Annotated in this window: 18 protein-coding genes; all 18 read left to right on the forward strand. The window is 43.8% G+C overall.

Annotated features, from left to right (window positions below):
- Window positions 1–30: 30 nt before the first annotated feature.
- The gene (gene hisG / locus LX64_RS18035; RefSeq protein ID WP_111599069.1) at window positions 31–888 is read left to right on the forward strand and encodes an ATP phosphoribosyltransferase; all 858 of its coding nucleotides are present in this window, start codon (window positions 31–33) and stop codon (window positions 886–888) included.
- Between the two features lie 11 nt (window positions 889–899).
- Window positions 900–2,180, forward strand: a complete 1,281-nt coding sequence (gene hisD / locus LX64_RS18040) for a histidinol dehydrogenase (RefSeq protein WP_111599070.1) — start codon at window positions 900–902, stop codon at window positions 2,178–2,180.
- 2 nt (window positions 2,181–2,182) lie between these two features.
- The gene (gene hisC / locus LX64_RS18045; protein WP_111599071.1) at window positions 2,183–3,235 is read left to right on the forward strand and encodes a histidinol-phosphate transaminase; all 1,053 of its coding nucleotides are present in this window, start codon (window positions 2,183–2,185) and stop codon (window positions 3,233–3,235) included.
- A 233-nt stretch (window positions 3,236–3,468) separates the two neighbouring features.
- Window positions 3,469–4,602 carry a bifunctional histidinol-phosphatase/imidazoleglycerol-phosphate dehydratase HisB gene (gene hisB / locus LX64_RS18055; protein WP_111599073.1) on the forward strand — a complete coding sequence of 378 codons (1,134 nt, stop codon included), beginning with the start codon at window positions 3,469–3,471 and terminating at the stop codon, window positions 4,600–4,602.
- Between the two features lie 373 nt (window positions 4,603–4,975).
- A complete protein-coding gene (locus LX64_RS18060; RefSeq protein ID WP_111599074.1) occupies window positions 4,976–6,391 on the forward strand; it encodes an anthranilate synthase component I family protein in 1,416 nt (471 codons plus the stop codon).
- Window positions 6,388–6,957 carry an anthranilate synthase component II gene (locus tag LX64_RS18065; protein ID WP_111599075.1) on the forward strand — a complete coding sequence of 190 codons (570 nt, stop codon included), beginning with the start codon at window positions 6,388–6,390 and terminating at the stop codon, window positions 6,955–6,957. Before LX64_RS18060 ends, LX64_RS18065 begins: the two co-directional genes overlap by 4 nt.
- Before the next feature lie 52 nt (window positions 6,958–7,009).
- Window positions 7,010–8,005, forward strand: a complete 996-nt coding sequence (gene trpD, locus LX64_RS18070) for an anthranilate phosphoribosyltransferase (RefSeq protein WP_111599076.1) — start codon at window positions 7,010–7,012, stop codon at window positions 8,003–8,005.
- A 13-nt stretch (window positions 8,006–8,018) separates the two neighbouring features.
- Window positions 8,019–8,822 (forward strand): indole-3-glycerol phosphate synthase TrpC, encoded by an 804-nt coding sequence (trpC, locus tag LX64_RS18075; RefSeq protein WP_111599077.1) that lies wholly within the window; start codon window positions 8,019–8,021, stop codon window positions 8,820–8,822.
- Window positions 8,819–9,454: a phosphoribosylanthranilate isomerase gene (locus LX64_RS18080; protein WP_111599078.1), complete on the forward strand. Its 636-nt coding sequence runs from the start codon at window positions 8,819–8,821 to the stop codon at window positions 9,452–9,454. The genes trpC and LX64_RS18080 overlap by 4 nt, the downstream gene beginning before the upstream one ends.
- A gap of 11 nt (window positions 9,455–9,465) precedes the next feature.
- Window positions 9,466–10,671, forward strand: coding sequence for a tryptophan synthase subunit beta (trpB, locus tag LX64_RS18085; RefSeq protein ID WP_111599079.1), 1,206 nt, complete (start codon window positions 9,466–9,468; stop codon window positions 10,669–10,671).
- A gap of 4 nt (window positions 10,672–10,675) precedes the next feature.
- Window positions 10,676–11,461: a tryptophan synthase subunit alpha gene (trpA, locus tag LX64_RS18090; RefSeq protein ID WP_111599080.1), complete on the forward strand. Its 786-nt coding sequence runs from the start codon at window positions 10,676–10,678 to the stop codon at window positions 11,459–11,461.
- 6 nt (window positions 11,462–11,467) lie between these two features.
- Window positions 11,468–12,061, forward strand: a complete 594-nt coding sequence (hisH, locus tag LX64_RS18095; protein WP_111599081.1) for an imidazole glycerol phosphate synthase subunit HisH — start codon at window positions 11,468–11,470, stop codon at window positions 12,059–12,061.
- 1 nt (window position 12,062) lies between these two features.
- A complete protein-coding gene (gene hisA / locus LX64_RS18100) occupies window positions 12,063–13,232 on the forward strand; it encodes a 1-(5-phosphoribosyl)-5-[(5-phosphoribosylamino)methylideneamino]imidazole-4-carboxamide isomerase (RefSeq protein WP_245952722.1) in 1,170 nt (389 codons plus the stop codon).
- A gap of 39 nt (window positions 13,233–13,271) precedes the next feature.
- Window positions 13,272–14,027, forward strand: coding sequence for an imidazole glycerol phosphate synthase subunit HisF (gene hisF / locus LX64_RS18105; protein ID WP_111599082.1), 756 nt, complete (start codon window positions 13,272–13,274; stop codon window positions 14,025–14,027).
- A gap of 11 nt (window positions 14,028–14,038) precedes the next feature.
- Window positions 14,039–14,635, forward strand: a complete 597-nt coding sequence (gene hisIE, locus LX64_RS18110) for a bifunctional phosphoribosyl-AMP cyclohydrolase/phosphoribosyl-ATP diphosphatase HisIE (protein WP_111599083.1) — start codon at window positions 14,039–14,041, stop codon at window positions 14,633–14,635.
- A complete protein-coding gene (locus tag LX64_RS18115; protein ID WP_111599084.1) occupies window positions 14,635–15,732 on the forward strand; it encodes a TlpA disulfide reductase family protein in 1,098 nt (365 codons plus the stop codon). The genes hisIE and LX64_RS18115 overlap by 1 nt, the downstream gene beginning before the upstream one ends.
- 78 nt (window positions 15,733–15,810) lie before the next feature.
- Complete coding sequence (locus LX64_RS18120; protein ID WP_111599085.1) at window positions 15,811–16,965, forward strand: TlpA disulfide reductase family protein; 1,155 nt, start codon at window positions 15,811–15,813, stop codon at window positions 16,963–16,965.
- A 258-nt stretch (window positions 16,966–17,223) separates the two neighbouring features.
- On the forward strand, window positions 17,224–17,505 hold a 282-nt coding region (locus LX64_RS18125), incomplete at its 3' end, for a transposase (protein WP_158538667.1).

Consider the following 17,505-nt stretch of genomic DNA (forward strand, 5'->3'; position numbering starts at 1 on the left):
AAAAAAAGGTAAGCACAAAACAAGCTCAACATGCAAAAACTAAGAATCGCTATCCAGAAATCAGGCCGTTTACACGACGATTCCATCAAGCTGTTAAAAGAATGCGGCATTGACATAAACAATGGTGTTAACAAGTTGAAAACCGAGGCCAGTAACTTTCCTTTGGAAGTTTTCTTTTTGCGCGATGATGATATTCCTCAATACGTAGAAGATGGCGTAGCGGATATTGGTATCGTGGGTGAAAACGTTGTACTAGAAAAGAATCGCCCATTTACCGCGATAGAAAAATTGGGATTTGGTAAATGCCGCCTTTCTATTGCTGTAGCTAAAACAGCAGACTATAAAGGTGTGCAAGATTTACAAGGTCAGCGTATTGCTACCAGCTACCCCGTTATTGTAGAGAAATTCCTCCGCGACAACAACGTACAAGCCGATATCCACGAGATCAGCGGTTCAGTAGAAATTGCCCCGGGCATTGGTTTAGCAGAAGCGATTTGCGACTTAGTAAGTAGTGGTTCTACTTTGTTTATGAATGGTTTGAAAGAAGTAGAAACCGTGTTGAAATCGGAAGCTATCTTAATTGCCAACGGTGCGCTCAACGAGGAACAACAAGTATTATTACGTAAATTACAGTTCCGCATCCAAGCTGTTAAAAAAGCGAAGAACAATAAATACGTTCTACTCAACGCCCCCAACGATAACCTCGCAGAAATCATCAAATTGTTACCAGGTATGAAAAGCCCAACCGTATTGCCATTGGCAGAGGAAGGTTGGAGTTCTGTACACTCGGTATTAACAGAAAGCGATTTCTGGGATATCATCGAAAACTTGAAAGCAGCAGGCGCACAAGGCATCTTGGTAGTGCCAATTGAAAAGATGATTGTTTAAAAAATTGGAGTATGCAGATTATACGTTTCCCGGAAAGACATACATGGGCTGAAATATTACAACGACCAACATTCGACCATACAGCATTGGAAGCCCAAGTAGGCGAAATGCTCAACGATATTAAAGCAAACGGCGATGCTGCCGTAAAAAAATATGCCGAGCAGTTCGACAAAGTACAACTCGACACACTCGAAGTTCCTTATAGCGAACTCCGCGATGCTGCAGAACAAATCAGCGAAGAACTAAAAGCGGCTATTAAGCAAGCGAAACAGAATATCGAGTTATTCCACGCAAGGCAAATTACCCAAGAAAACATCGTACAAACCATGCCCGGTGTACAATGCTGGCGCAAGGTAGTGCCTATCGAGAAAGTAGGCCTGTACATTCCTGGTGGCACGGCTCCTTTATTCTCTACGATTCTTATGTTAGCCGTACCGGCAAAAATCGCGGCATGTAAAGAAATCGTGCTATGTACCCCTACAGGCAAAGACGGTAAAATTCCGCCGGTGGTGTTGTACACAGCTTTTATTACCGGCATTACGAAAGTGTTTAAAATCGGTGGTGTACAAGCGATTGGTGCAATGGCCTATGGCACAGCATCTGTACCACAAGTATATAAAATCTTCGGCCCGGGTAATCAATATGTTACCTGTGCTAAACAACTGGTGAACAAAGCCGGTGTTGCCATCGATATGCCTGCCGGTCCATCGGAAGTGGCTGTTTTTGCCGATGAATCTTGCGTACCGGGATATGTTGCAGCCGATTTATTGTCGCAATGTGAACACGGTACCGATAGCCAAGCAGTACTGGTAACTACTTCTGAAGAAGTATTGGTTGCTGTTGAATCTGCTGTATTAGAGCAACTGGAACAATTACCAAGAAAAGATATCGCCGCGGAATCATTGAAAAACAGCAAGCTTATTCTCATAGAAAATAAACGCGTAGCGATGGATATGCTGAATGAATACGCACCCGAACACTTGATTATTGCTTGCAGCAACGATACCGAGTTAGCCGACCAAGTCATTAACGCAGGGTCTGTATTCCTCGGTAACTATTCGCCGGAAAGTGCGGGCGATTATGCTTCTGGTACAAACCATACTTTGCCAACGAATGGCCATGCGAAAGCTTATAGCGGCGTATCATACGATTCGTTTGTGAAGAAGATTACCTACCAACGCTTATCGCAAAGCGGTTTACAAAACCTCGCACAAACCATTGAAGTAATGGCCGCCGCAGAAGGTTTAGATGCACACAAAAACGCGGTTTCTATCAGGATTCAAAACAAGTAACAATGTTCAATTTAGATAACTTACTAAGGGATAATATTAAAAGATTGGTGCCATACTCTTCGGCACGCGACGAATTCAAAGGAGAAGCAATGATTTCGCTGGATGCGAATGAAAACAGTCATGGTTCGCCGTTATCAACGAACTACAATCGCTACCCCGATCCCATGCAATGGAAAATCAAGTATAAACTCGCCGACATCAAAGGCGTGCCGCCACAGAATATTTTCCTTGGCAACGGTAGCGACGAAGCCATCGACATTCTTTATAGAGCATTTTGCAGGCCGGGTATCGATAACGTGATTCTTTGCCCTCCTACCTACGGCATGTACGAAGTAAGCGCGAATATTAACGATGTAACCATTCGTAAAGTAAGCCTTACCGAGAACTTCCAGTTAGATTTGGCGGCTTTAGAAACAGCTATCGACGAAAACACAAAAATGATTTTCGTTTGCTCTCCGAACAACCCAACAGGCAATGATCTCGATCGTGAAGACATAGAAGCACTCCTCAATAACTTCGATGGTATTGTAGTAATTGACGAAGCCTATATTAACTTCTCCCGCCAACGTTCCTTCATCCAAGAGTTAACGGAATACCCCAACCTCGTTATTTTACAAACATTATCGAAAGCCTGGGGCCTCGCGGCTTTACGCGTAGGAATGGCATTCGCTTCAGAAGACATTATCAACGTCTTCAACAAAGTAAAACCACCTTACAACATCAACGAAGCTTCTCAACAACTCACTTTAGAAGCCTTGGAGAATACCACGCAAGTAAACGAATGGATTAAAGACACGGTGATCGAAAGAGGCAACTTGATTCAACAATTAGCTGCCTTACCGATTGTGCAAAAGATTTACCCTACCGACGCTAACTTCTTCCTCGTGAAAGTGACCGACGCAAAAGGTATTTACAATGCCTTAGCTGAGAAAGGAATTATTGTGCGCGATCGTTCGAAGGTAGAATTATGCGCCGGGTGCTTACGTATTACCGTGGGTACTAAAGATGAAAACGCGGCGTTATTAGCTGAACTTAAACAATATACACCTGCATAATGAACCGTACTATCAAATATGCCGCTTACTTTTTGCTGGCCTGGGTTTGCCTTTTATCAGTGATCGATTTTATCGTTTTCCAGAAGCCATTAAATATAGAAAACTTCTGGACAATCCTTTGGAAAGGCCTGCTATTAGGCGTATTGATAGCATTAACCAGGCTGTGGCTTTACCGTAAAAAAAATACGAAATAACCGGTGTAAAAGATCGGTTCAACCAATATCTACACAAACATGAAAAGAGTTTTATTTATAGATAGGGACGGTACTTTGATTAAAGAACCGGCGGATTACCAAGTCGACAGTTTAGACAAAGTAGAGTTTTACCCCAAGGTATTCCAATACTTATCGAAGATTGCGGCGGAATTGGATTACGAATTGGCCATTGTTACCAACCAGGATGGATTAGGAACAGCCTCTTTCCCAGAAGACACCTTCTGGCCGGCACAAAACTTCGTAATGAAAGCATTGGAAAACGAAGGCATTAAATTCGACGAAGTATTTATAGATCGCACGTTTGCGAAGGATAATATGCCAACCCGTAAACCCAATACCGGCCTACTCACCAAGTATTTAAATGGTGGGTACGACCTCGCCAACTCTTATGTAATTGGCGACCGTATTACCGACGTAAAACTCGCTCGTAACCTAGGTGCAAAAGCCATTTGGATCAACGAAGGCACAGGATTAGGGTCAGCGGAAATCGCCGAAGATGCAGCTGCATTAGCGCCTGTAATTGCTTTGGAAACAACCGACTGGCAAAAGATTTACGAATATTTGAAGCTGGGATTCCGCGCTGTAAAGCATGAACGCAATACAAAAGAAACCCGCATCAGCATAGAACTCAATTTAGACGGTACCGGCAAAGCCAATATAACTACAGGCTTAGGCTTCTTCGACCACATGCTCGACCAGATTGCCCGCCATGGTAATATCGATCTAAACATTACCACCAAAGGCGACCTCCACATCGACGAGCACCATACCATAGAAGATACGGGCATTGCCTTGGGTGAAGCCTTTGCCATTGCTTTATCCGATAAAATGGGCATTGAACGCTACGGCTATGCTTTGCCGATGGACGATTGCACCGCGCAAGTATCGCTCGACTTCGGTGGTAGAAACTGGATTATTTGGGATGCCGAGTTCAAACGCGAGAAAATTGGAGAAATGCCTACCGAGATGTTTTTCCACTTCTTTAAGTCGTTCAGCGATGCTTCCAAGTGCAACTTAGCCATACAAGCTACGGGCGACAACGAGCATCACAAGATAGAAGCCATCTTCAAAGCCTTCGCTAAAGCCATAAAAATGGCCGTAAAACGCGACGCAGCCCATATGCGTTTGCCTAGCACGAAAGGTTTATTGTAAGAATAGAAAAATTTCTTTCACCGGGAAATAAGGCGTGATGGAGGTTTAAGCTCTTGGAAATAAAAAATAACGCGGGTTGAGCGGGTAAATATTTGTAGTTTCGGAAAATAGTTCCCATATTTGTGGCAAGAACATGAAAACGAATTTTACATACAAACATTGGTGGCACGTAATCAACATATCGTCGATTACAGCGTACTAATGCCATATATGTAACTATACAAATAAATTCTTCTCGGAAGGCTCGCTGTACAACGGCGGGCCTTTCGTCTTTTTACCCTGTTCCAAACCGGCGTTTATAACACTTTTTATCGCGATACTTGTTATGCACGCTTTTCGAAACAGGTAGATTTTAAAAAAATCACATTACACAATGCGTACCATTTCAGTTAAAACAACATGTAAGAAAATGCTAGCCGATGTATTCACACCGGTAAGCATATACTTGCGTATCAGGGATAAATTTCCAGGCTCTATCTTAATGGAGAGTACCGACTCGCACGCCGGTGAAAACAGCTATTCCATCATCGGTATTAAACCCGTTGGCGGCATAGAAGTAACTTCTACCAATACGTTTGAATTCAAATACCCAGGCCTCGCTCCTGAACGAAAAGAGCTGAAAAGCAAGTCGGCTGTATTAAAAGAAGTAGAGAACTTCCTCGGCGCTTTTAAATACGAAGAAAAACCGGCTATCCCCTTTGCAGCAGGCCTTTTCGGTTATAGCACCTACGACGCGGTTCAGTTCTTCGAGAACATCTCGTTCGAACAACGACCTACCAGTGGAAGTACTATCCCGTTGATGCGCTACCGGTTCTACCAATACGTAATCGCTATCAACCATTTCAAAGATGAAATGTACCTCTGCGAAAACTTGGTCGACGGTGAAGAAAGCGAACTTTCCTTGGTAGAATCGCTGATTAGGATCAAAGATTTCCCCACTTATCCTTTCCAGTTAACCGCCGAAGAAACCAGCAATATGGACGACCAAGGCTACATGGATATGGTGGAAAAAGGAAAACAACACTGCTTTAGAGGCGACGTTTTCCAAATAGTATTATCCAGATCCTTCCAACAACCCTTCGCAGGCGACGAATTCAATGTATACCGCACCCTTCGCTCTGTTAATCCTTCTCCTTATTTATTCTATTTCGATTACGGTGATTATAAGTTAATGGGTTCCTCCCCCGAATCCCAAATCCTTATTCAAAACAATCTAGCCACCATACACCCCATCGCCGGCACGTTCCGCAGAACAGGTAACGACGAGCAAGATAAGCTACTGGCCGACCAGCTCCTCGAAGACCCGAAAGAAAATGCAGAACACGTGATGCTGGTCGACTTGGCACGTAACGACCTCAGCCGCCACGCGAAAGATGTTACCGTTACCCAGTACCGCCAAGTAAAATATTATTCGCACGTGATTCACATGGTAAGCGAAGTAACAGGTAAACTCCCTGCTAACACGCCACCATTCAATATCCTAGCGGACACTTTCCCTGCAGGTACTTTATCGGGCGCCCCCAAATACAAAGCCATGGAGTTAATCGATCAATACGAACCCACGGCACGCAGTTTCTACGGCGGATGTATCGGCTTCGTTGGTTTCAACGGCGATTTCGTACATGCAATCATTATCCGTTCTATGCTAAGTAAAATGAACACATTGTACTACCAAGCTGGCGCAGGCATCGTAGCGAAATCCGATCCGAAAATGGAACTTCAAGAAGTGAACAACAAATTAAACGCCCTCAAAACCGCCATCCAATTGGCTCAAACTGCAATCATATGAACATCTTAGTATTCGATAACTACGATTCATTCACATATAACCTCGTACACCTTGTAGAGAAAATCATCGATGGTAAAGTAACTGTTTACCGTAACGATGAAATTGATTTGGATAAAGTGGACGAGTTCGATAAAATTATTCTATCGCCAGGCCCCGGCATTCCCAACGAAGCTGGTTTGCTATTGCCATTGATCAAACGCTACGCCCCTACAAAATCTATTTTCGGCGTATGCTTAGGTCAACAAGCTATTGGTGAAGCTTTCGGCGCATCACTCACCAACCTTTCAGAAGTTTACCACGGCGTAGCCACTCCCGTAAACATCACCTCCCGTAGCGGCGAATTATTCAACGGCTTACCCGATGAAATAGAAGTTGGTCGTTACCACTCTTGGGTAGTAGATGAAAAAACATTGCCGGCAGAACTAGAAATCACAGCCCGCGATGAAAACGGTTTTATTATGGCACTCCAACACCGCGAATACGACGTTTGCGGCGTACAATTCCACCCAGAAAGCGTTTTAACGCCAGAAGGAGAACAGATTATACGCAACTGGCTCAGGAAATAATGCTTTCCTATAGCGAATCAACAGTGACGTATAACCGAAAAAAATGTAAACAATGAAAAAGATTTTAAACTACTTATTCGAACATAAAACCTTCACCCGTCAAGGTGCAAAAGACATCTTGATCGATATTTCTAATGGCACTTACAACGATAGTGAACTTGCAGCTTTCATGACGGTTTTCCTCATGCGCAGTATCACTATCGAAGAACTACTCGGCTTCCGCGATGCATTGTTGGAACTGTGTGTGCCAGTGAATTTAAATGACCATAAAGTACTCGACATTGTAGGTACAGGAGGCGATGGTAAAAATACGTTCAACATCTCTACACTCTCTTGTTTTATCGTAGCGGGTGCAGGCGCCAAAGTATCGAAACATGGTAACTACGGCGTTTCGTCGATCAGCGGTGCATCGAACGTAATGGAAACATTAGGGTATAAATTCAAGAACGATCAAGTGGCACTGAATAAGGAATTGGAAGAAGCCGGTATCTGTTTCTTACACGCTCCCCTCTTCCACCCTGCATTAAAAAAAGTAGCACCCATTCGTAAGCAATTAGGGATTCGTACTTTCTTCAATATGCTAGGCCCCTTGGTGAACCCCGCTTTCGCACAACACCAATTAATTGGTGTATATAACTTGGAAATGGCAAGAATCTATAACTACCTTTTCCAACAAACCGATAAGCAATTCGCAATCGTGCATAGCTTAGATGGTTATGATGAAATTTCATTGACTTCCGATACTAAGATTATCACAAATAAAGGCGAACAAAACATGACGCCCGAGCAACTGGGTAAACGTAAAGTGCATGCCTTAGATATCCACGGCGGTAATAGTGTAGAAGAAGCCGCGAAGATCTTCATGAAAGTATTGAAAGCCGAAGGTACATGGGCCCAAAACGCCGTTGTAGTAGCTAATGCGGCAATGGGCTTATACTGTTTAGGTACGTTTGATAATTATGAAGATTGTTACCAAGCAGCACTTACTTCTTTAGAATCGGGCAAGGCATACGACTCATTTAAAAAATTAATCAGCTTACAAGCATAAACCTTCTCTTAACATGGCAAATATTTTAGCGGAAATAGTCGCACACAAACATATTGAAGTTGGAGAGAGAAAGAAATTCCGTTCCGCTCAATCGCTCGAACAATCGCAGCTTTTCCAACGCAGCGTTTATTCTATGCGCGCTTTCCTAAAAGCCCCTGGTAAAACAGGTATTATCGCGGAATTTAAAAGAAAATCACCATCGAAAGGCATTATCAACGATAAAGTAACCGTAGAACAAGTAACTACGGCCTATGCAAAATTCGGCGCTTCTGCCTTGTCGGTGTTAACAGATACGAACTATTTCGGTGGCTCAACCGACGATGTATTGCAAGCACGGAATGTGAATAACATTCCCATTTTGCGGAAAGATTTCATCGTTGACGAGTACCAAATTATTGAAGCACGCGCCATGGGTGCCGATGTGATCCTTCTCATAGCTGAATGTTTAACCAAAGCAGAAATCGACCAGTTTTCTACCTTGGCCAATAACCTCGGCATGGAAGTATTATTGGAAGTACATAGCGCTACACAATTGGAAAAAATCACGGAGCACGTACATCTCGTAGGTGTAAACAACCGCGATTTAACCACTTTTACCGTCGATATTAACCGCTCTTTCGAACTAGCGAAGCTGATCCCAAGCAGCAAGTATAAAGTAGCTGAAAGCGGTATTACCGGCACCAACGAAATTGTGCAATTAAAACAAGCGGGCTTCGATGGTTTCCTTATCGGGGAAAACTTTATGAAAAATGCCAACCCGGCACAAGCATTCGAAGCATTCAGCCATGCATTAACACAACAACTCGCCACCGTATGAAAATAAAAGTTTGCGGAATCACACGCGAAGCCGATTTACAAGCACTGGTAGCAGCTGGAGCCGATTATGCAGGTTTTATCTTCTACGAAAAATCGCCCCGGTTTGTAGGCGGTAAGTTGGCTGCTGATGTAGTGAAATCCGTAGGCGCCGGCATTCAGAAAGTAGGGGTGTTTGTAAACGCGGAATCGAATACTGTGCAACAAGCTATTAAAAACTACGGGCTCGATGCCGTACAACTACATGGCGATGAAGGGGTTACTTTCTGTCAAAACATCCGCTTGCAGGTACCTGTTATTAAAGCATTCCGGGTAGGCGATGGTAGTACTTTCTTGCACGATGCAGCGCCCTTTTTGCCCGTTGTAGATTATTTCTTATTCGACACGGCTCATAAAGGTGCTTACGGCGGAACAGGCGAGCAATTCAATTGGGAGGTATTGCAACAGTTTACGCTCGATAAACCGTTCTTTCTGAGTGGAGGAATTGGTGAAGCAGATGTGAAAACTTTGGCAAAGTTCCGACACCCGCAACTATTCGCCGTTGATGTGAACAGCAAATTCGAAACAGCACCCGGTGAAAAAGACATGGTGCGCGTAGCGAAGTTCATTCAAGCGATTAAAACACAAAACATTTAAATCATTCTAACATGAACATAGCCATCAATACAAGCGGTTCTGCTTATCACGTTGATAGCAAAGGTTACTTCGGTAAGTTCGGCGGTGCCTACATTCCTGAAATGTTGTACCCCAATGTGGAAGAATTGCAAGAGAACTATTTACGTATTATGTCGGAACCATCGTTCCAACAAGAGTTCGAAGCATTGTTGAAAGATTATGTAGGCCGTCCTAGCCCACTCTATTACGCGAAAAGATTATCAGGAAAATATAATACCAATATTTACCTCAAACGTGAAGATCTAAACCATACAGGGGCCCACAAGGTGAATAACACCATCGGTCAAATCTTGTTGGCGAAGCGTTTAGGCAAGAAAAGAATTATTGCAGAAACAGGTGCCGGTCAGCATGGCGTAGCCACCGCTACTGTATGTGCCCTAATGGGATTGGAATGCGTGGTATATATGGGGAAGATCGATATCCAACGCCAAGCGCCAAACGTTGCCCGTATGAAGATGTTGGGCGCTACCGTGGTTCCTGCCACCAGCGGCTCTCAAACCTTGAAAGATGCGACCAACGAAGCTATCCGCGATTGGATTAACAATCCCGTTGATACGCACTACATTATTGGTTCAGTGGTAGGCCCGCACCCTTACCCCGACATGGTCGCACGTTTTCAATCCGTTATTAGCGAAGAAATTCGCTTGCAACTGCAAGAGAAAACAGGCAATCCCCTACCCGATTATGCCATCGCTTGTGTAGGTGGTGGTAGTAATGCTGCCGGTACTTTCTTCCATTTTATGGACGAGCCTAGCGTGAAGCTGGTAGCGGTAGAAGCAGCAGGTAAAGGTGTCGACTCTGGCTTTTCGGCAGCTACGACTGTACTGGGCTCATTAGGCGTAATTCACGGTAGTAAAACCTTGCTCATGCAAACCGACGATGGACAGATTGTTGAACCGCATAGTATTTCCGCAGGTTTGGATTACCCAGGTGTTGGTCCTGTTCATGCGCATTTGTTTGATAGTAAGCGCGGTATTGTAATGAGTGCCACCGACGATGAAGCGTTAGCTGCAGCATATGAACTAACGCGCTTAGAAGGGATTATTCCTGCTTTGGAATCGAGCCACGCTTTAGCGAAATTAAAAGACATCAACTTTAAACCTTCTGATGTAGTGGTAGTATGCCTTTCGGGAAGAGGTGATAAAGATCTTGAAACATATATCCAACATTTAAAGTAAGCATATGAACAGGATAGATCAATTGTTTGCGAAAAAGCAGCACAACATTCTCAATATATACTGCACAGCGGGTTACCCACAACTCGATGATACCCTTACCGTTCTTGAAACCCTTCAAGCAAGTGGTGTAGATATGATCGAACTAGGTATGCCCTTCTCCGATCCATTGGCCGATGGTCCTGTTATCCAAGATAGCAGCACCCAAGCCATCAAAAACGGCATGAAACTAAGTGTACTCTTCCAACAACTCGCTCATTTCCGCAACCACATTTCCGTACCGGTTATTCTCATGGGCTATTTAAACCCCGTGTTGCAATACGGCATAGAAAACTTCGTGAAAAAATGTGCTGAAGTAGGTATCGATGGGCTTATCATCCCAGATTTACCCATGGCAGAGTATGAGGCAGAATACAAATCACTATTCGAGCAACACAATTTGCACAATATTTTCCTCGTAACACCGGAAACCAGCGAAGCACGCATCCGTAAAATCGACAGCATCAGCAAAGGTTTTATTTATGCCGTTTCATCCAGCAGTACAACGGGTAACAACAAAAGTGTTGACTTACAACAAGCCTATTTCCAAAAGCTGGAAGGCATGCAGCTAAGCAACCCCGTGTTGGTTGGATTCGGTATCCGCGATAAAGCCACCTTTACCTCCGCCTGCGAACATACCAATGGCGCCATCATTGGCACTGCATTTGTGCAAGCAATTGCACAGCCGGGCGAGCTTTCCGAGAAAATCACCTCGTTTGTGCAAAACGTGCGGCCCATTCCCCAACAAGCATAATTGTATATGAAAACTGTAATTATAAAATACAATGCAGGTAACACGCGCTCGGTGCAGTTTGCACTCGAGCGCTTGGGCGTTACTGGCATTGTTACCGACGATGAAGCCGAAATTCGTTCGGCCGATAAAGTTATCTTCCCCGGCGTGGGCGAAGCCAGCACTGCTATGAACTACTTGCGCAATAAAGGTTTGGATAAAGTAATTACTACTTTGGAACAACCTGTATTGGGTATCTGCCTGGGCATGCAACTGCTTTGCAAACACTCCGAAGAAAACAATACCGACTGCCTTGGTGTGTTCGATTTAGCCGTTAAGAAGTTCGAATCGCCCGTGGAAAACATGCTCAAAATCCCGCAAATTGGCTGGAACAATATTACCGGCCTACACAGCACCATCTTTGAACACGTTCCCGAGAATTCGTACATGTACTTTGTGCACAGCTATTACGCAGCCTTAGGTCCCGAAACCGTGGCCACAGCCAATTACGTAATTAACTACAGCGCAGCATTACAGAAAAATAACTTCTATGCCGTGCAATTCCACCCCGAGAAATCGGCCGATGTTGGTGGAAACATTCTCGAAAGCTTTCTGAAATTGTAAAATGATGTTGACCAGGGCACAAATTCGTATCATACAAGCTACCGACACGCTGCAATTACGGCGTGATGTGTTGTACCCCTCGTTGTCGATCTTAGAAGTACAAGTAGAACACGATGCGGAAGGCTTGCATTTCGGGGTGTATTTCGACGACCAATTAGTAACCGTAGTATCGCTATTTGAAAACGATGGCATAGCACAGTTCCGCAAGTTTGCTACGGCGAAAGATATGCAAGGACGCGGCTTAGGTAGTTTGCTGCTGCAACATATTTACCAATTTTGTCAACAGAAAAATATACATACGCTCTGGTGCAATGCCCGTACCAGTGCCATGGGCTTCTATTTGCGCCATCATTTCCGCACGGTAGGACAAGTATTTTATAAGAACAACCTTGCCTTCATCAGGATGGAAATAAACATACCTTCTCAAAAAAGTACGCAAACCAACATGAAAATTATTCCTGCCATCGACATCATCGATGGAAAATGTGTGCGCCTCACGCAAGGCGATTATGCACAGAAGAAAGTGTATAACGAACATCCCTTAGAAGTAGCGAAAGAATTTGAAGATGCAGGTATCGAAAGATTACATCTCGTAGATTTAGACGGTGCGAAAAAAGGCGCCGTAGTGAACTGGAAAGTGTTGGAAGCCATCGCCGGTAAAACAAAGTTAGTGATCGATTTCGGTGGCGGTATTAAACGCAACGAAGACATTAATATCGTATTTGAAAGCGGCGCCGCATTGGCTACCGTTGGTAGTATTGCTGTTAAAGACCCAGCTCTCTTTGCCAGTTGGGTAGAACAGTATGGTGCCGATAAGATTTTCTTAGGTGCCGATGTGAAAGATGAAAAAATAGCGGTAGGCGGATGGTTAGAAACAACCGATGTAAGTATTTACGACTTCTTAGCCGAGAAAGCAAAGATTGGCGTTACGCAAGTATTTTGCACGGATATTGCGAAAGACGGGTTGTTACAAGGACCATCTACCGAATTATATAAAAAGATCATTGCACAGTTCCCGCAAATGCAACTTGTAGCCAGTGGTGGTGTTAGTAATATGGATGACTTGTATGAACTACAAGCAGCCGGCTGCACAGGCGCTATCGTGGGGAAAGCTATTTATGAAGGAAAAATTAGCATCGCTGAATTAAAAGCCTTCATGCAAAACAAGTAATCAACGAAATAATATTGCGTAGCAACTTAAATAAAGAGCATGCTCACAAAAAGAATTATTCCTTGCCTCGATATTAAAGATGGCAGAACAGTGAAAGGTGTGAACTTCGAGAACATTCGCGATGCAGGCGATCCTATTGAACTAGGCGCCCTGTATGCACAACAAGGTGCCGACGAATTAGTGTTCCTCGATATCACCGCCACGAACGAACGTCGTAAAACCTTATCAGAACTTGTTACCCGCATCGCCCAGCATGTGAACATCCCTTTCACAGTAGGGGGCGGTATTGCTTCTGTTGAAGATGTAAGTGTACTACTGAATAGCGGGGCCGATAAAATCTCCGTTAACACTGCCGCATTCAAACGCCCGGAATTGCTGAATGAACTAAGCCGCGAATTTGGTAGTCAATGCGTTGTATTGGCGATTGATACGCGTTTCGAGAATGGCGATTGGTACGTTTACCTCAATGGCGGCCGAGTGGCAACTACTACTAAAACCATCGACTGGGCAAAAGAAGCAGCAGAAAGAGGTGCAGGAGAAATATTGCTGACATCGATGAACAACGATGGTACCAAGCAAGGGTTTGCATTGGATATTACCGCTCAATTATCTCAATCACTTAATATCCCGGTTATTGCCAGCGGCGGTGCCGGTACCATGGAACATTTCGCGGATGTATTCACGAAAGGCCAAGCCGACGCAGCTTTAGCAGCCAGCATTTTCCACTATAAAGAAATGGAAATCCCGGAGCTGAAAACATATTTATACAACAAGGGCATCCAAATGCGCTTCTAATCTCATTTATAATGCAAGTAGATTTTTCAAAATCACCCGACGGCTTAGTACCAGCTATTATCCAAGATGCTATTACGCGAAAAGTATTGATGCTCGGGTATATGAACCAAGCAGCATTGGATAAAACCATCGCTGAAAATAAAGTGACCTTCTTCAGTCGCTCTAAAAATAGGCTATGGACAAAAGGAGAAGAATCCGGTAACTTTTTACATGTGAATAACATTAAAGTAGATTGTGATGACGACACCCTCCTCATCCAAGCTACGCCAGTAGGCCCAGTTTGTCATACCGGTGCAGATACATGCTGGGACGACACCAATACGGGTACCGATTTCTTACAAACCTTGGAGAAAATCATTAGTAACCGTAAATTGAACCCTACATCAGAATCCTATACCGCGAAATTATTTGCCAAAGGCATTAATAAAATCGCGCAGAAAGTAGGGGAAGAAGCAGTAGAGATCGTAATCGAAGCGAAAGACGATAACAATGAATTGTTCTTGAATGAAGCAGCCGATTTGTTGTTCCATTACTTGATTCTATTGCAAGCGAAAAACTTCACCTTGGAAGATGTAATAGCGATCTTAAAAGAAAGACATAATAAATAATGAAGCACTTGAAACACACGTTCTTAGTTGGCATTTTGACGATATTGGGCCTTGCAGCGAACGCGCAATTCAATATCCATGGCACCATTACAGGCGCAGACGGGAAGATGATTTACTTATTTGATGATGAAGATAATTATGCAGATGATTCTGTTTTCATCAAAAACAATCAATTCAACTTCACCATTAAAAAACCCAATAAAGAACGTGTGTATGCGCTTATTTTAGGCGAGAATCAATACCCGATGCTCCTCATCCCAGGCAGCGATCCGGCCCTAACATTCACGGCTACCGAAGCCGAATTCCCCATTGCTCAAAGCCTTACAACAAATGAGCAAACCCAAGCAATGCAAACTTACCAAAAGCTATTCCGCCCACTGGTAAACCGTGCCCTCAACCTCAATATTGAAGCCGCCCGCATTGATAGTGCCGACGAATCTGGCAAAGAAGCTTTCCGTGAAAAAGCACGCGTATTCTCACAAGACGTTGCCTCCACCGGCAAAGCTTTTATTAAACAACACCCGAAAGCTATTGCAAGCGTTTGGATGCTCCTTAACGAGCTCCGTAACCGCTTAGAACCCGACGATTTTATGGCGACCTTCTATAGCTTAGATAAAAGCGTGCAAGACAGTCGCTATGGCCAAATGGCTAAAAACTACATTGCCCAATTGCAAGGCAATGCCCTCAATGTTACAGCCCCCGATTTTACACAAGATGATGTAAAAGGTAAACCGGTAAAATTGAGCCAATTCCGTGGCAAATACGTACTTGTGGACTTCTGGGCTAGCTGGTGCGGACCATGCAGACAGGAAAACCCGAATGTTGTAAAAGCCTACGAAAAGTATAAAAACAAAAACTTCACCATCCTCGGCGTTTCCCTCGACCAAGACAAAAACCGCTGGATAGGCGCCATCCGTCAAGATGGCCTCAACTGGACACAAGTATCTGATTTACAAGGCTGGAACAACGAAGTAGCAAGACAATACGGTATTAACTCCATCCCGGCAAACTTCCTCGTGTCGCCCGACGGCAAGATTATTGCCAGGAATTTGCGCGGTGCACAGCTTGAAAAAGCCTTGGAGAGCTTGATAAAATAAGCACCGTTTATCACATTTGCATTGGCAGTCCGTAAGGGTTTTGCCAATTTTGTTGTAGAAAACCAATTGTCAAAAAAGATGATGAAATTGATCTTAGCGGGGGCGTTATTGGCGCCAATGGCGTTGTTTGCGCAGGATAAGAAATCCCAACAAGCTGGTGTTCCCTATAAAATTGAAGGCACTTACAAAAATAGTACAGCTCCCAATACTTTTTATATCCGCTACCGTGCTAACGGCAGCGTTGTAATTGATAGCGCTGTATCCGATATGAACGGTAAATTCTCTTTCCAAGGTACTGTAGTAGAACCTACCATGGCCACTTTCCAAGTATGGAAAGACCAAGAGGAAGCAAACAATATTCCGTTTGAAAAAGGATACCGTGGCTACCAACAATTTGTGATCGATAAAGGTACTACCAGCATTACGGTCACAAATTTACACATCAAGCCTACCATCGAAGGTACAGCTGCACAAACCCAATTACTCAATATCAACAAGCTAACAGCAGCAGTTGACCAACAAATAGAAAACCTTTCTAGCGAATACATGAAAGCCCGCGAAGCGAAAGATCAAAACGCGATGGATAGCCTGGAAGGACAATATGAACACCTCGATTCTGTTAAAACCGGTATTTACCGCGCTTACTTACGCAAAAACCCTAAAACCCCGATTGGCATTTATGTTATTTCGGAGGCCGTTGGGTACGATATTGATCCCGCTATTGCAGAACCGCTCTACGAAAACTTAGCAGCACAAGTAAAGGAAAGTCCTAGTGGTATAGCATTTGCCAAACGCTTAGATGTAGCGAAGAAAACGGCTATCGGTCAGCCCGCCATCCCTTTCTCTCAAAACGATAAAGATGACGAACCCATTAGCCTAGAAAGCTTCAAAGGAAAATATGTACTGGTCGATTTTTGGGCAAGCTGGTGCGGTCCATGCCGACAAGAAAACCCGAACGTTGTAAAAGCTTTCGAAAAGTATAAAGATCAAGGCTTTACCATTTTCGGTGTATCGCTCGATAAATCAAAAGAAAAGTGGCTCCAAGCCATTGAAAAAGATAACCTTCATTGGGCACAAGTTTCCGATTTAAAAGGTTGGGGTAACGAAGTAGCAGCCCTTTATGGCGTAACTGCTATTCCCCAGAACTTTTTGATCGACCCGAACGGCGTGATCATTGGTAAGAACTTACGTGGAGAAGCCTTAGAAAAGAAATTAGCAGAAATCTTCGAATAGCCAGTCGAAGATCTTCGAGATAATCTACAAGGGTCTGTATGTCAATTACAGGCCCTTCTTTTTTTGTTGCATATTGCTGCCAGTCATTATAACCTACCAGTGCGCAAACATATTTCATCTTTCACTCCAGTGATGAATCAACCTTCTTTCTAGCATTACCTGGCTATTTACCCATAGCGCATCTACTGCATTCTTACATTATGTTAAGTTAATTTCTGTCTAGTCCTACAAAAAGTTTACACCCACAAATGAAAAATGATGAAAAGAAGCAAATTATTTGGACTAAAAGGTCTTGGGGGTGGTCAATCGAGTTATGATGATTCATTTAGGCGCATGGTGGTGCGTGACTACGAAACTGGTAATTTAAGTGTATCGCAGCTAGCCGTTAAATACGGCATAAAGAATCATGATGTAAAAAATTGGAAAAAGCGGTTTAGGGGCGATATTGCGGTAATTACCACAATAAATGAAATAGCCATGACACCAGAAGAGCAAAAGGATCAAGCAGCGCTTAAGAAGGAGCTTGCAGCGCTTAAAAAA

Source organism: Chitinophaga skermanii, assembly GCF_003259335.1.
In the GTDB taxonomy this organism is placed as follows: Bacteria; Bacteroidota; Bacteroidia; order Chitinophagales; family Chitinophagaceae; genus Chitinophaga; species Chitinophaga skermanii.

Coding starts and splice junctions, on each gene's coding strand:
- trpD (WP_111599076.1), top strand. CDS start 7,010: ATGAAAAAGATTTTAAACTACTTATTCGAACATAAAACCTTCACCCGT.
- LX64_RS18065 (WP_111599075.1), top strand. CDS start 6,388: ATGAACATCTTAGTATTCGATAACTACGATTCATTCACATATAACCTC.
- LX64_RS18115 (WP_111599084.1), top strand. CDS start 14,635: ATGAAGCACTTGAAACACACGTTCTTAGTTGGCATTTTGACGATATTG.
- trpB (WP_111599079.1), top strand. CDS start 9,466: ATGAACATAGCCATCAATACAAGCGGTTCTGCTTATCACGTTGATAGC.
- hisG (WP_111599069.1), top strand. CDS start 31: ATGCAAAAACTAAGAATCGCTATCCAGAAATCAGGCCGTTTACACGAC.
- hisF (WP_111599082.1), top strand. CDS start 13,272: ATGCTCACAAAAAGAATTATTCCTTGCCTCGATATTAAAGATGGCAGA.
- hisC (WP_111599071.1), top strand. CDS start 2,183: ATGTTCAATTTAGATAACTTACTAAGGGATAATATTAAAAGATTGGTG.
- LX64_RS18080 (WP_111599078.1), top strand. CDS start 8,819: ATGAAAATAAAAGTTTGCGGAATCACACGCGAAGCCGATTTACAAGCA.
- trpC (WP_111599077.1), top strand. CDS start 8,019: ATGGCAAATATTTTAGCGGAAATAGTCGCACACAAACATATTGAAGTT.
- hisIE (WP_111599083.1), top strand. CDS start 14,039: ATGCAAGTAGATTTTTCAAAATCACCCGACGGCTTAGTACCAGCTATT.
- LX64_RS18060 (WP_111599074.1), top strand. CDS start 4,976: ATGCGTACCATTTCAGTTAAAACAACATGTAAGAAAATGCTAGCCGAT.
- LX64_RS18120 (WP_111599085.1), top strand. CDS start 15,811: ATGATGAAATTGATCTTAGCGGGGGCGTTATTGGCGCCAATGGCGTTG.
- trpA (WP_111599080.1), top strand. CDS start 10,676: ATGAACAGGATAGATCAATTGTTTGCGAAAAAGCAGCACAACATTCTC.
- hisA (WP_245952722.1), top strand. CDS start 12,063: ATGATGTTGACCAGGGCACAAATTCGTATCATACAAGCTACCGACACG.
- hisD (WP_111599070.1), top strand. CDS start 900: ATGCAGATTATACGTTTCCCGGAAAGACATACATGGGCTGAAATATTA.
- hisH (WP_111599081.1), top strand. CDS start 11,468: ATGAAAACTGTAATTATAAAATACAATGCAGGTAACACGCGCTCGGTG.
- hisB (WP_111599073.1), top strand. CDS start 3,469: ATGAAAAGAGTTTTATTTATAGATAGGGACGGTACTTTGATTAAAGAA.